Raw genomic sequence first — 13,180 nt, 5'->3', positions numbered from 1 at the left:
TGCAGGTTCCCGCATCAGGCAGCGCCGCTGGTGCGTGCGGTGGCATCGGGCAACGGACGGTCGTGACGCAGCCGGCTGAACACGCTGCTGGCCGCTGCGGTGATCGCCGCCAGCAACACCATGGTCCAGCGGAACGCCACCACGTAGTCCTCGTGGGCATGTCCCTGCAGCATCGCTTCCATTAGCAAGGTAGACAGCGCGATGCCGAAGCTCATCGCCAGGTACTGCACGGTCGAGGCCATCGACGAGGCCATCGAGGCATGCCGGATGTCCAGGTCGGTGTAGATCAGCGTGTTCATGGTGGTGTACTGCAGGCCGGCGAAGCCGCCGTAGGCGAAGGTCAGCAATGCGATCACCCACACCGGTGAGCTCGGGCCGAGCAGGGCGAACGCGGCCAGCAGCGCGGCCACGATCAGCGTGTTGCCGAGCAGCAGGCGGCGGTAGCCGTAGTGCACCAGCGCCCGGTTCACTGCCCACTTCGCGATGATCGAGCCCAGCGCCTGCGGCACCATCATCAGACCGGCCATCAGCGGCGACCAGCCGCAACCGACCTGCAGGAACAGCACCAGCAGCAGGAACATGCCGGAGATGCCGAGCCGAGTGAACAGCCCGCCGGCCAGCGACACCCATACGCTGCGCACTTTCAGCAAGGTCAGGTCCGCCACCGGATGCTCGGTGTGCCGGCTGTGCCATACGTAGACTGCGCCGAGCAGCACGGCGAGCAGCGCGCACAGACCCATCCACAGCCACGGTGCCGGTGTGCTGCCGGCCAGCTCCGAGGCGGTGAGCAGCAAGGCCGAGGCGGCACCGAACAGCAGGAAGCCGGGCAGGTCGAAGCGGTTCGCGCGGTCGAGCCGGTAGTCGGGCATGTCGCGCTGGTTCATCCACACGCCGGCAAGCGCCACCGGCACGTTGATCAGGAAGATCAGCCGCCACGAGGTGAACTCCACGATCACGCCGCCCAGCAGCGGCCCCAGCACCGAGCCGAGCAGGCCGAACGTGGCCACCGTGCTCATCGCCCGCACGAACTCGCGCTTGTCGATGCTGCGCACCAGCACGTAGCGCCCCACCGGCATCAGCGCGGCGCCGCCGACCCCTTGCACCACGCGTGCGGCGACCAGCTGTGGCAGCGTCTGCGCGATGCCGCACAGCAGCGAGCCCAGGCCGAACACCATGATCGCCGCGCCGAACACCCGCCGCGTGCCGAAACGGTCGCACAGCCACGGACTGGCCGGAATCAGGATCGCCAGGGTCAGCACGTAGCTGGTCAGCGCGGTGCGCATGCCCAGCGGAGTCACCCCGAGCGCCTCGGCCATCGCCGGCACCGCGGTGTTGACCACGGTGGAATCCAGCGCCTGCATGAAGAACGCGGCGGCGACCAGCCACAGCAGGCCGCGGAAACGCTCGCGGGTGGAAATCTCGCGCAGACCAGCCGCCTCCGTCGTTGGCACGGGGGCGCCAGAGGCGACGGCGTGGGGGTCCGCGGCGGTGTGGGGAGCCATTTCCGGCATAGTAGCTGCTACGACAGCTTGCTTTTCGTCGGCGGTATCCGCACAGTGAGTCTTGTTTTACTGCCAGTCATGCCCAGATAGGCATGACGGCCATTGACAACCACACGCGCCGGGGCGGCTTCGTTCCGGCGTGTGCTTTTGTGCGGCAGGAGCCGCGAGTATCAGGAAAAGTCATGAGCAAGCCACCGATCACTGTTTCCCGCATCGACATGGAACGCATCGAAGCGTTGCTGGAACGCCTGCCGGCCGTCGAGGCCGACAAGCTCGATGCGCTGCGCGCGGAACTGGACCGTGCCGATGTGGTCGAGCCGGCAGCGATGCCGGAGCACATCGTGACGATGAACTCCACCGTCACCTTCGAGGACGAGAGCAATCGCGAAAAGCTGACCCTGACCCTGGTGTATCCGGCGGCCGCCGGTACGCCCGGCACGGTGTCGATCCTGGCGCCGGTGGGCAGCGCGTTGCTCGGGCTGGCGCAGGGCCAGCAGATCGACTGGCCCACGCCGGACGGCCGCAAGCGTCGCCTGAAGGTGCTGAAGATCGCCTACCAGCCGGAAGCGGCGGGGCACTTCCACCGCTGAGTCGCATCGCGCGCCGGTGTCGTTAAACTGCGGGGAGATCCGATGGAGACCCGCATGACCGAACGCCCGGCCCCGGCCGAGACTGTCGCCCGCGCCGCCGCGCTGCGGGCGCAGATCGAGCAGGCCAATTACCGCTATCACGTGCTCGACGACCCGGACATCACCGACGCCGAGTACGACCGGCTGATGCGCGAGCTGGAGGCGCTGGAGGCCGAATACCCCGTGCTGGCCACGGCCGATTCGCCGACGCGCAAGGTCGGCGCGCGTGCCAGCGGTGGCTTTGCCGAGGTGCGCCATGCGATCCCGATGCTGTCGCTGGGCAACGCGTTCGAGCAGGACGGCGCCAGCGATCGCGAACGCTTCCGCGAGGTGGCCGAGTTCGAGCGGCGCATCGAACAGACCACGAAACGGAGCGAACCCGTTTTCTCGGTGGAACCCAAGCTCGACGGCCTGGCGATCAGCCTGCGCTACGAGCACGGCGTGTTCGTGCAGGGCGCCACCCGCGGCGACGGCGAGACCGGCGAAGACGTGACCGCCAACCTGCGCACGGTGCGGGCGATCCCGTTGAAATTGCGCGGCAAGGGCTGGCCCGACGTGCTCGAAGTGCGCGGTGAAGTGATCATGCTGCACAAGGATTTCGAGGCGTTCAACGAACACGCGCGCAAGCACGGTGAGAAGCCGCTGGCGAACCCGCGCAACGGCGCGGCCGGTTCGCTGCGCCAGCTCGACCCGGCGGTCACCGCAAAACGGCGGCTGAGTTTCTTCGCCTACGCGGTGGGCGAGGTCGAGGGCGGCGAGCTGCCGCCGACCCATTCGGCCACGCTGCGCCAGCTGCGCGAGTGGGGCTTCCCGGTATCGCCGGAAGTGGACACCGCGCGCGGCTTCGACGGGCTGATCGCCTACTACCACCGCATCGGCGGCAAGCGCGACAGCCTGCCGTACGACATCGACGGCGTGGTCTACAAGCTGGACGACTACGCCGGCCAGCGCAAGATGGGCTTCGTCTCCCGTGCGCCGCGCTGGGCCATCGCGCACAAGTTCCCAGCACAGGAGCAGACCACCACGGTCGAGGCAATCGAGATCCAGATCGGCCGCACCGGCGCCGCCACCCCGGTGGCGCGGCTGGCGCCGGTGCAGGTGGCTGGCGTCACCGTCACCAACGCCACCTTGCACAACGCCGACCAGGTCGCCCGGCTGGACGTGCGCGTGGGCGACACGGTGATCGTGCGCCGCGCCGGCGACGTGATCCCGGAAGTGGTGCGCGTGATGATTGAGCTGCGGCCGCCGCATACGCATCCCTGGCACATGCCCGCGCGCTGCCCGGTGTGCGGCTCGGAACTGTTGCGCGAGGAAGGCGAGGCGGCTTATCGCTGCTCCGGCGGACTGATCTGCGCCGCGCAGCGCAAGGAGGCGCTGATCCACTTCGCCTCGCGCCGCGCCATGGACATCGATGGCCTGGGTGAACGCTTCGCCGAGGCGCTGGTGGAGCTGGACATCGTGCACTCGCCGGCCGACCTGTACGGCCTGGGCGTGGACGATTTCGTCGAGATGAAGCGGCGCATCGACGAGCGGAAGCCTGCCCCAGCGGAGGCTGGGGGCACCGCGCCGGAAACGGTGAAGGCCGGCAAGGTGGCGACCAAGTGGGCGGAAAACCTGGTGGCCGGGATCGAGGCCAGCAAGCACACCACGCTGGCGCGCTTCCTGTACGCGCTGGGCATCATGCACATCGGCGAGAGCACGGCGAAGACGCTGGCGGCGTGGCTGGGCCGGCTGGAGTTCGTGCGCAGCACACCGGCGGCGGTGCTGCGCGTGCTGCCGGATATCGGCAGCGAAGTGGCCACCTCGATCGCCGGCTTTTTTGCGCAAGCGGGCAACGAGCAGGTGGTCGACGCGCTGCTCGCCGCCGGCATCACCTTCAGCGACGAGGGCGCGCCGTCGCCGCTGCTGCGCGCGCGGCTGGACCTCGGCGTGTTGCTGGGCATGGCCGACATCAACAAGCTCGGCCCCAAGAGCTGCGCGCTGCTGGCGCAACACTTCCCCACGCTCGACCAGTTGCTGTCCGGCGGGCCGGCGCACTGGATCACCGCTGGCGTGCCGCAGGCCGCGGCGACCAGCCTGCAAAACCATCTCGCCGACCCGGTCGCCCTGGCCCGGTTGCGCGAGGCCGAGGCGGCGATGCAGCGCCTGCTCAGGGCGATCCCGCACTCGGCGAAAGTGGCGACGGCACCGCTGCAAGGGCAGACCTTCGTGCTCACCGGTACGCTGGCGTCGCTCAGCCGCGACGAGGCGAAAGAGCGACTCGAAGCGTTGGGCGCCAAGGTGTCCGGTTCGGTGTCGAGGAAGACCAGCGTGGTGGTCGCTGGCGAGGCGGCCGGTTCCAAGCTGGACAAGGCGCAGGAGCTTGGCGTGCCGGTGTGGGACGAGGCGCAGCTGCTGGGCCTGTTCGGCAAGCACGAGGCGGCCTGATGGGCCGTGTCCCGCTCGCCGCCCTGCAACTGCGCGCACGGCTGTACGCGCTGGTGCGCGCGTATTTTGCCGAGCAACGCGTGCTTGAGGTGGAGACGCCGATGCTTTCCGCCGCCGGCAATACCGAGCCGAACATCGAGGGCTTCAGCACGATGTTCAGCGGCCACGTCGACGCCGGCGCGCGCGAGCGCTGGCTGCGCACCTCGCCGGAGCATCCGCTGAAGCGGCTGCTTGCCGCCGGTATCGGCGACTGCTACGAGCTGGGCCGGGTGTTCCGCAACGGCGAGGCGGGCGGGCGGCACAATCCCGAGTTCACCATGCTGGAGTGGTACCGCGTCGGCTGGGACCATCGCCAGCTGATGCAGGAAACCGTCGCGCTGGTCGAGGCGGCGCTGGCGATGGTGGGGCGGCGCGCCGAGCTGGTGGTGACGAGCTACCGCCAGCTGTTCCTCGACGAGCTGGGCATCGACCCGGCGCACGCCGCCATCGACACGCTGCGCGCGCCGCTGGCCGAATCCGGCATCGATCCGGCGGGCCTGGGTCACGACGACTGGCTGGACCTGCTGATCACGCACAAGCTGCAGCCGGCGTTTCCGCGCGACCGCATCACGGTGATCCACGACTACCCGGCCAGCCAGTGCGCGCTGGCCAGGATCCGCCCCGGCGAACCGCCGCTGGCCGAGCGCTTCGAGCTGTACCTGGGCCGCTACGAACTGGCCAACGGCTACCACGAGTTGAATGACGCGGCCGAGCAGCGCGCGCGCTTCGAACGCGACAACGCCCGCCGCCGCGCACGCGGCCTGCGCGAGGTCCCGCTGGACGAGCGCCTGCTCGGCGTGCTCGACGCGCTGCCCGATTGCGCCGGCGTGGCGCTGGGTGTGGAACGCCTGCTGATGTGCCTGGCCGACACCGACGCGATCGCCGACGTGCTGGCGTTCGCGTTTTCCGAAGCCTGATGCGGCTGCCCGAAACCCGCGGCCCCGAGGTCGGGAGGGGCCGCGGCATGATCGCTGACGATCTTCCGGAAGGTGGCTACGGCGCGATGAAGCGCATCGCTAGTGCGCGACGCTCCAGCAGGCCCACTGCAGGCTGGTCCTGCAGGCGCAGGTCGTGCAGTTCGTACGGCGCGCCAACCCCCTGCAGGCTGGCCGGGTCGTAGTGCAGGGTGAGCCGGCCGTCGCCGGCCGGCAGCCACGCCGCCGACTGCGCGAACCCGGCCGGCACCATCGAGCCATCGGCGCCGCGCCCGTACAGCACGGCGGAGACCGCGTAGCGGCTGGCCGTTTGCGCGGTCAGACCCAGTGTGATGTCGATGCCCCGGTCGACGGCGCGGGCGGTGTCGGCCAACCCGCTGAGGCGGGCTACCGGTGCGGCCGCGGCGAACACGGTGGTGGTATCGCGGCGGATCTCGTTGCCGGCGGCGTCCCTGCCTGTGGTGAAGCTGTGTACTTCCCAAAGTCCCGGCGTGGTCGGGATGCTGCGCGGGCGGACATCGACGGTGAAGCTTCCATCGGCCTGGCGGCGGAAGTTCAGCGGCGTGCTGCTGCCGTCGGGCGCGCGCAACAGGCCGCCGACCGAACCCAGCGGCATGTCGCGGCCCTGATCGTGCAGCGCCACGCGCACCTGCACGCCGCGCCCCAGCAGCAGATCGTCGCGGTCGGCTTTCGCGGTGACGGTGAACGGGCTCTGCGGCTCGTACACGTGCACCACGTAGCGGCCGCTGGCTGCCGGCACCCGCAAGGTGGCGACGCCGCTGCCGAGTTCGGGCCTGAGCTGCATGGCCATCGACGCGGCCGGCACGTCCATGCCGGCGGCGTGCAGGGCGATGGCATCGACAACCTGGCGGCTGGCGGTATTTGCGTTCAGCGACTGGCGTCCCAGTTGCAGGTGCACGCCAGCCGGATCCAGCTTGCCGACCGCGGCGTCGCCGGGGCTGAGCCGGATGATGGCACCAGGTGCGCTCAGTGGCAGCGGCAGACCTTGCTGCAGTTCGCTGGCCGAAACGTCGCGCCAGTACTCGCGGCTGCTGCGCGCGAATGGTTGCGGCTGTGGTTGCAACGCGACGTCGTGCGGCAGCGGCCAGTTCACGCTGAGCGGGGCGTGTTCCACATGCATCTGCGGCGTCGCCGCCATCGCCTGCACGGACTGGGGCATGGCAACGCGTGCCTGCAACACGGTCGGCACCATGTCGCCTTGCTGCGGTGGCAGCAGGGCCTGGGTGCCGGCCGTCGCCGGCGCGGCGAGGCAGATCGCCAGCAGGGCGCTGGCAAGAATGCTTGGCTTCATGGCGATCATCCCCTGACGTCGTTGGCGAGAATGGATTCGAGGCCAAAGCAGGCGCGCCGGCTCTGGTTGTGGTTCAGCACGGAGCCGCCGGTCTGCTGCGTGTCGCGGAACCACACCGTACCGGCGGCGGACGCGCTGGAGCACTCGATGAAGCCATCCGAGCAGCTGTTCAGCCAGTTCTGGGTGAGCTCCAGCCCCACGCTTTGCGCATAGCCGCCGCAATAGGCCTGGCTGCTCCAGAAGCCGGACACCACGTCGGTGCCGACTACCGCGCGGAACGGCACCGGCAGCGCCGGCCGCCCGCTGGTGCCGAGCAGGTATTGCTGGTTGTAGACGGCCATCCAGCCGACCTGTTGCTGGCGCACTGCGTCGGTCTTGTAGCCGAGCAGCCAGCCCAGTGCGGATTCGAACACGTTGCCGGCGATCACCGCGTCGGCCAGCGGCGTGCCGGCGCTGGACGGGGCGAGCGCGTCGACCTTGGCGATGCGGCTGATGATGGCCGGGTAGCGCGCGTCCCAGGTCGGGTTGGACAGGATCCAGCGCATCACGTTGCCGCCGTTGGAGTGGGTGATCACGATCAGGCGGTCAATTTGCCGGTTCTGGATGAAGCTGGTGAGCTGGCCGGCCAGGCAGCCGGCGGCGCGGTCGTCCCACATGTACTGGTTGAAGTCGCAGTTGACCACCAGCAGGTTGCTGCGGTCGGTCAGGCCGTTGCGCACGCCCTCGACCATGGCGGCCTGCCAGTAGTCGTTGTAGGCGTCGGTCTGGCTGCCGGTGCCGTGCACCAGCGCTACCCCGGTGGTGGTGGCCTGCGCGGTGGCGCAGGCCAGCAGCATGGACAATATCGTCGTTGTGCGTCGCACTTGAGTCTCTCCCCTTGAAGCGGCGAAGCGCCGCGGGTGGAGCCGGCCGCATGCAGCCACAGGTGCGCCAAGCCACCTGTGCTGCAGGCAGATCGACTACGGGTGATGCCAGCGAGGCATCGTCGGGACGTGCCGTCCGATCCCCCCGGACCGTGCGGCACGGTATGGACTCTAGCAGCGCCATACGACTGCGTCTTGACGCAACCGCACAATGGCAGCGGCGGGCGCCGCTGCTAAGGTTGCGCGCTGGTCATGGCCGGAATGCACACGCGATGCAGGCTGCACCCGTCGACAATTTTCCCTCCGACCGCCTGCGCCGGCGCGACGTGAAAACCTTGTTGCTCTCCGCACTGGGCGGCGCGCTGGAGTTCTACGACTTCGTGGTGTTCGTGTTCTTCGCGATCCCGCTGAGCCACCTGTTTTTTCCGCCCGACACCACACCGTGGCTGGCCCAGTTGCAGGTGTTCGGCATCTTCGCCGCGGGTTACCTGGCGCGGCCGCTGGGCGGCATCGTGATGGCGCACTACGGCGACACGCTGGGGCGCAAGCGGATGTTCACGCTCAGCGTATTCCTGATGGCGGTACCGACCCTGGCCATCGGCCTGCTGCCGGTGTACGCCCAGATTGGCATGCTGGCGCCGCTATTGCTGCTTTTGCTGCGGGTGGTGCAGGGCATCGCGGTGGGTGGCGAGGTGCCCGGTGCGTGGGTGTTCGTGGCCGAACATGTGCCACCGAAGCGGATCGGCTTTGCCTGCGCCAGCCTCACCTCGGGGCTCACCGTGGGCATCCTGATCGGCTCGCTGGTAGCCGCGGCGATCAACGGCCGCATGAGTCCGACTGAGGTGCTCGACCATGGCTGGCGGCTGCCATTCCTGGCCGGCGGCGTGTTCGGCTTCGTCGCGGTGTGGCTGCGTCGCTGGCTCAGCGAGACGCCGGTGTTCGAGGCAATGCATGCGCGCAAGGAGCTGGCTTCGGGCTTGCCGCTGCGGCTGGTGTTCGAACGGCACCTGCCCGGCGTGCTGCTGTCGGTGCTGGTGACCTGGATGCTCACCGCGGCGATCGTGGTGCTGATCCTGATGACGCCGACGCTGGCGCAGTCGGTGTTCCATGTGGTGCCCGCGCGTGCGTTCCTCGGCAACAGCGTGGCTTCGTTCGCGCTGGCGCTGGGTTGCCTCTTCTACGGCTGGCTGGCCGATCGCATCGGCCATGCGCGTGCGCTGCTGGCCGGTGCGATCGGGTTGTTGGCGTGCGGTTACGCGCTGTACATCGACCTGCAGGCCGGTGCCGTGCATTTCGTCGCGCTGTACGCGCTGGCGGGCTTCGCCGTGGGCGTGGTCGGCGTGGTGCCGGCGCTGATGGTGGCGGCGTTTCCGCCACCGGTGCGCTTTTCCGGCCTGTCGTTTTCGTACAACATCGCCTATGCGCTGTTCGGCGGGCTTACGCCGCCGCTGATCGGTTGGCTGCTGAAGCCATTCGGCGTGCTGGCGCCGGCGCACTACGTGGCGCTCACCGCTATCATCGGGATCGCCGTGGCGTACACACAGCTTCGTCGCCGCCACGCGTAGGAGCCCGCTCGCGGGCGATGCTCTTGCGAATCCCGAATCCCGGCTTTCAAGGCATCGCCCGCGAACGGGCTCCTACGGTCGAATGGGTCAGAACTCCAGCTCCTGTGCCGCGCAGAGGTAGTCGACCAGCGGCGCGACGCGCTTGAACGTGGCCACCGTCCACGGCAGCAGTTCCTCCGAGCAGGCCAGCGCTTCATCGAACGCGGTGGTGGCGATGAAGTCCTTGCGCTTGAGGTCCTCGATCAGCTCGTGGGCGGGGTCGTAGCCGCGCGGCGGGCGTACCAGCGATTCGCCGCCCAATTTCAAATGCTCGCGGAACGCCTTGCCCTGCGTGGCGCGCTTCCACGCGGCGGGGTTGTCGACCAGGAACTCGCGGATGTGTTTCAGCGCATCGGGTTCGGGGTGCCACATGCCGCCGCCGGCGAAACACTCGCCGGGCTCGATGTGCAGGTAGAAACCGGGCGCCTGGATCTCGTGCCGACGCTGGTGGAAGAAGCGCGAACCCTGCCACGACTTGTACGGCAGCTTGTTGTTGGAGTAGCGGGTGTCACGGTAGATGCGGTACAGCGAGCCGCCGTTCTTGCGCGGGTCGGCGCGGTAGTGCGGGCTGATCTTCCCCAGCGGCGCCTGCAGGTCGGCGATCAGCTGCAGGAACGGCTCGCGTACGTGGCGCTCGTAGTCGTCCTTGTGCGCGTGGAACCAGTCGCGGTTGTTGTTGCGCTCGACGGCGCGCAGGAAGCGGAAGGTGGCGGGGGTGAAATAGCGTTGGGGCATGGCGGGTTGTCGAAAGACTCGGTAGCGCGGGCAGTGCCCGCCGGATTTTCGGGATGCCGGAGAGGCGGGCGGTGCCCGCCCTACGTGGAGGAATTATCGTTAATGCTGGCGGCGAGCTGTTCGCCCCAGGCCTGCAGCTGGTCGAGCAGGGGCAGCTTGTCCTGCGCCTGCGGGGCGTGGCGCAGTTCGGCGAGACGGGCGAAATAGTCGCCGAGGGTGAGCCCGGTCAGCGGCGTGTGGGTGGTCAGGCGTGCGCGGCGGAAGTTCTCCCAGCGCGCGTATTCCTCCGTGTCCAGCGTTTCCGGCCAGTTGCGCGCGCGGTAGCGGAACAGCAACTCCGGATAGCGCGGGTCGCGGAACGGAAAGCTGCGCGTGCCCAGCTCGCTGGGTGGCGTGGCGCGTACCTGCGCCAGCAGGCGCTTGTCGGCATCGGGCAGGAAGCCGCCGCCGTACAGGGCCAGCTCGGGATCTTCCGGCGGCGGCAGTTCGGCCGCACGCTGGAACACGCGGCGCAGCTTTTCGGCGAGCCCGTCGACGGCGTGCAGCACGTCGCGATGGGCCTGGCAACGGGCCAGGTCCAGCTGCAGGCGCGACAGGTCTACGCCCTGCAGCACCGACAGCGGCGCCAGCGCCGGCGCGTGGTTGGCGCGCACGGTGCGCAGCGGGATGCGTTCGACGTCCTCGGGCAGGTCGGCGCGCGCGGTGAAGATGCGGTCGGCGATCTCCTCCTCGTCCAGCGCCAGCCAGGCGGCGGGGTCGGTGGCCAGGTCGTACACGATCACCTCGCCGGGCCGGCTCGGGTGCGCCGCCAGCGGCGCGATCACGGCCAGGCAGTGGCGGCTGGCCGGGTAGCGCGAGGAAACGTGCAGCAGCGGTGTCATGTTCACCACGTCGAGCAGCTCGAACACCTTCTGCTTGCGGCGCAGGGCGTAGTACCAGTCCCACAGCCGCGGCTGGCGCACGCGGATCAGCCGGGCCAGCTCGATCAGGGCGCGGACGTCCGACAGCGCATCGTGGGCGCGCTCCTGGGTGAGCCCGTTCGCGCTGGCCAGGTGCTCCAGCTTGAAGCTGGGCGAGCCGTCCTCGCGGGTCGGCCAGACGATGCCCTCGGGCCGCAGCGCCTGGCACATACGCACCAGGTCGATCAGGTCCCAGCGTGAATTGCCGTTCTCCCACTCGCGGCCGTACGGCTCGTGGAAATTGCGGTACAGCATCTGCCGGGTGAATTCGTCGTCGAAGCGCAGCGAGTTGTAGCCCACGCCGCAGGTGCCCGGCGCCGCCAGCTGTTCGTGCACGCGGGCGGCGAACTCCGCCTCGCCGAGCCCTTCGCGTTCGGCCTGTTGCGGCGTGATGCCGGTGATCAGGCAGGCGTCGGGATGCGGCGGCATCTCCCGCGACGGCTGGCCGTAGAACATCACCGGCTCGCCGACGATCTCCAACTCCGGCGTGGTGCGGATGCCGGCGAACTGCAGCGGGCGGTCGCGCCGCGGGTCGGCGCCGGAGGTCTCGTAGTCGTGCCAGAAAAAGGTCTGCATCGGGCCATGATCGCATGGCCGAAAGCCACGCCGGCATGGGGCTGATAAACTTCCTCCCACAAGGAGAGCCCATGAGCCAAGCGCACGAAGACAACCTGATCTGGATCGATCTGGAGATGACCGGCCTCGACACCGACAACGACTCCATCCTGGAGATCGCCACGATCGTCACCGACAAGGAGCTGAACGTGCTGGCCGACGGGCCGGCCTTCGCGATACGTCACGAAATCGACCGGCTGGAGTCGATGGACAGCTGGAACTGCAACCAGCACCACAAGTCGGGTCTGTGGCGGCAGGTGCTGATATCGGAGACCGACCACGCGATGGCCGAGCAGGCCACGGTGGATTTCCTGCGCGTGTGGGTGCCGCCGGGCAAGTCGCCGATGTGCGGCAACTCGATCTGCCAGGACCGCCGCTTCCTGCATCGGCAGATGCCGCGGCTGGAGCGCTATTTCCACTACCGCAACCTGGACGTCTCCACGCTCAAGGAGCTGGCCCGGCGCTGGGCGCCGGAGATCGCCAAGAGCGTCGGCAAGGAATCGGCGCATACGGCGCTGTCGGATATCCGCGACTCGATCGCCGAGCTGCGCCATTATCGTCGCTACATGGGCGAGCTGGGCGGCCGGGTCGAAGCCTGAGCGCGGCACCGCTTCCGAACATTTGATGAGGTCATGAGTATGTCGAACGATTTGTTGGCGCCGGTGCTGGATTGCGCCGGGCGCCTGTTGCGGCTCGACCGCGCGCGGGTGGTGGGCATCCTCAACGTCACCCCCGATTCGTTTTCCGACGGCGGCACGCACGACAGCTTGGAAGCGGCCGTGGCGCATGGCCTGGCGCTGGCGGAGCAGGGCGCCGACATGATCGACGTCGGCGGCGAGTCGACCCGTCCCGGCTCGGCCGACGTGCCGGTCGAGGAAGAATTGCGCCGGGTGCTGCCGGTGATCGAGCAGCTGATTGCGCGCACCACGCTGCCGATCGCGATCGACACCTCCAAGCCCGAGGTGATGCGCGCGGCGGTAGCCGCCGGTGCCGGCATGATCAATGACGTGTACGCGCTGCGCCGCGACGGCGCGATGGCCGCGGCGGCCGAGCTGGGCGTGCCGGTGTGCCTGATGCACATGCAGGGCGAGCCGCGCAGCATGCAGGCCGAGCCGCATTACGACGACGTGGTGGGTGAGGTTCACCGCTTCCTCACCGATCGGCTGTTCGCCTGCGAGCTGGCCGGCATCGACCGGCGCAAGGTGATGGTCGACCCGGGCTTCGGCTTCGGCAAGACGCTGCAGCACAACCTGGCGCTGCTGTGCGCGCTGGAACGTTTCGCCGATCTCGGCAGCGGTGCGTACATCGGGCTGTCGCGCAAGACGATGATCGGCGAGATGACCGGCAGGGCGGTGCCTGCCGAGCGCACCGCCGGTTCCGTGGCAGCCGCGCTGGTAGCCGTTCAGCGCGGTGCGCGCATGGTGCGGGTGCATGACGTGGCCGCAACCGTCGACGCGCTGGCGGTGTGGCAGGCGGTGCATGCGGTCGATGCCGTGCCGCGGCGTGCCGACAAACCCGCCATGCCGCGCTGGCCGGACGACGACTGAGCTGCCGTTTCCC

General features: G+C 69.0%; 11 protein-coding genes. 6 read left to right on the top strand and 5 right to left on the bottom strand.

Annotation, left to right across the window (positions count from 1 at the left end):
• Positions 1-14 precede the first annotated feature (14 nt).
• Entirely contained in the window at positions 15-1,511 is a 1,497-nt protein-coding gene (locus tag LRK53_RS11570) for an MFS transporter (protein ID WP_051257551.1), read from the bottom strand.
• Between the two features lie 173 nt (positions 1,512-1,684).
• Between LRK53_RS11570 and rnk the strand changes: the two genes are divergently transcribed.
• The 3 genes from rnk to epmA are packed head-to-tail and all read left to right on the top strand — an operon-like array spanning position 1,685 to position 5,514.
• The gene (gene rnk / locus LRK53_RS11565; RefSeq protein ID WP_027492454.1) at positions 1,685-2,092 is read left to right on the top strand and encodes a nucleoside diphosphate kinase regulator; all 408 of its coding nucleotides are present in this window, start codon (positions 1,685-1,687) and stop codon (positions 2,090-2,092) included.
• 54 nt (positions 2,093-2,146) lie between these two features.
• Positions 2,147-4,558 carry an NAD-dependent DNA ligase LigA gene (ligA, locus tag LRK53_RS11560; RefSeq protein WP_027492455.1) on the top strand — a complete coding sequence of 804 codons (2,412 nt, stop codon included), beginning with the start codon at positions 2,147-2,149 and terminating at the stop codon, positions 4,556-4,558.
• Positions 4,558-5,514: an EF-P lysine aminoacylase EpmA gene (gene epmA / locus LRK53_RS11555; protein WP_027492456.1), complete on the top strand. Its 957-nt coding sequence runs from the start codon at positions 4,558-4,560 to the stop codon at positions 5,512-5,514. Before ligA ends, epmA begins: the two co-directional genes overlap by 1 nt.
• Positions 5,515-5,590: 76 nt before the next feature.
• On the opposite strand, the gene LRK53_RS11550 is transcribed toward epmA, so the two are convergent.
• Complete coding sequence (locus tag LRK53_RS11550) at positions 5,591-6,844, bottom strand: DUF4785 domain-containing protein (RefSeq protein WP_235642122.1); 1,254 nt, start codon at positions 6,842-6,844, stop codon at positions 5,591-5,593.
• Between the two features lie 5 nt (positions 6,845-6,849).
• The gene (locus tag LRK53_RS11545) at positions 6,850-7,680 is read right to left on the bottom strand and encodes a hypothetical protein (RefSeq protein ID WP_185754622.1); all 831 of its coding nucleotides are present in this window, start codon (positions 7,678-7,680) and stop codon (positions 6,850-6,852) included.
• Between the two features lie 299 nt (positions 7,681-7,979).
• Here LRK53_RS11545 and LRK53_RS11540 point away from each other — a divergent pair, with 299 nt between their 5' ends.
• The gene (locus LRK53_RS11540; protein ID WP_027492459.1) at positions 7,980-9,272 is read left to right on the top strand and encodes an MFS transporter; all 1,293 of its coding nucleotides are present in this window, start codon (positions 7,980-7,982) and stop codon (positions 9,270-9,272) included.
• Between the two features lie 87 nt (positions 9,273-9,359).
• Here LRK53_RS11540 and LRK53_RS11535 read toward each other — a convergent pair whose 3' ends face one another.
• Both LRK53_RS11535 and sbcB read right to left on the bottom strand, forming a co-directional pair.
• Complete coding sequence (locus tag LRK53_RS11535; RefSeq protein ID WP_027492460.1) at positions 9,360-10,046, bottom strand: DUF2461 domain-containing protein; 687 nt, start codon at positions 10,044-10,046, stop codon at positions 9,360-9,362.
• A gap of 80 nt (positions 10,047-10,126) precedes the next feature.
• Positions 10,127-11,581 (bottom strand): exodeoxyribonuclease I, encoded by a 1,455-nt coding sequence (sbcB, locus tag LRK53_RS11530; protein WP_235642120.1) that lies wholly within the window; start codon positions 11,579-11,581, stop codon positions 10,127-10,129.
• A 71-nt stretch (positions 11,582-11,652) separates the two neighbouring features.
• Here sbcB and orn point away from each other — a divergent pair, with 71 nt between their 5' ends.
• Both orn and folP read left to right on the top strand, forming a co-directional pair.
• Positions 11,653-12,219: an oligoribonuclease gene (gene orn / locus LRK53_RS11525; protein ID WP_027492462.1), complete on the top strand. Its 567-nt coding sequence runs from the start codon at positions 11,653-11,655 to the stop codon at positions 12,217-12,219.
• A gap of 33 nt (positions 12,220-12,252) precedes the next feature.
• A complete protein-coding gene (folP, locus tag LRK53_RS11520; protein ID WP_037089483.1) occupies positions 12,253-13,167 on the top strand; it encodes a dihydropteroate synthase in 915 nt (304 codons plus the stop codon).
• The last annotated feature ends 13 nt before the right edge of the window (positions 13,168-13,180 follow it).

The sequence above is a fragment of the Rhodanobacter thiooxydans genome (assembly GCF_021545845.1).
Lineage (GTDB): Bacteria > Pseudomonadota > Gammaproteobacteria > Xanthomonadales > Rhodanobacteraceae > Rhodanobacter.
The sequence above is the reverse complement of the archived record's forward strand: the minus strand, read 5'-3'. Positions and strand labels throughout refer to the sequence as shown.

What these genes read in the sequence shown, in the direction of transcription:
- LRK53_RS11570 (WP_051257551.1), bottom strand. Translation starts at nt 1,511, where the DNA reads ATGCCGGAAATGGCTCCCCACACCGCCGCGGACCCCCACGCCGTCGCC.
- rnk (WP_027492454.1), top strand. Translation starts at nt 1,685, where the DNA reads ATGAGCAAGCCACCGATCACTGTTTCCCGCATCGACATGGAACGCATC.
- ligA (WP_027492455.1), top strand. Translation starts at nt 2,147, where the DNA reads ATGACCGAACGCCCGGCCCCGGCCGAGACTGTCGCCCGCGCCGCCGCG.
- epmA (WP_027492456.1), top strand. Translation starts at nt 4,558, where the DNA reads ATGGGCCGTGTCCCGCTCGCCGCCCTGCAACTGCGCGCACGGCTGTAC.
- LRK53_RS11550 (WP_235642122.1), bottom strand. Translation starts at nt 6,844, where the DNA reads ATGAAGCCAAGCATTCTTGCCAGCGCCCTGCTGGCGATCTGCCTCGCC.
- LRK53_RS11545 (WP_185754622.1), bottom strand. Translation starts at nt 7,680, where the DNA reads ATGCTGCTGGCCTGCGCCACCGCGCAGGCCACCACCACCGGGGTAGCG.
- LRK53_RS11540 (WP_027492459.1), top strand. Translation starts at nt 7,980, where the DNA reads ATGCAGGCTGCACCCGTCGACAATTTTCCCTCCGACCGCCTGCGCCGG.
- LRK53_RS11535 (WP_027492460.1), bottom strand. Translation starts at nt 10,046, where the DNA reads ATGCCCCAACGCTATTTCACCCCCGCCACCTTCCGCTTCCTGCGCGCC.
- sbcB (WP_235642120.1), bottom strand. Translation starts at nt 11,581, where the DNA reads ATGCAGACCTTTTTCTGGCACGACTACGAGACCTCCGGCGCCGACCCG.
- orn (WP_027492462.1), top strand. Translation starts at nt 11,653, where the DNA reads ATGAGCCAAGCGCACGAAGACAACCTGATCTGGATCGATCTGGAGATG.
- folP (WP_037089483.1), top strand. Translation starts at nt 12,253, where the DNA reads ATGAGTATGTCGAACGATTTGTTGGCGCCGGTGCTGGATTGCGCCGGG.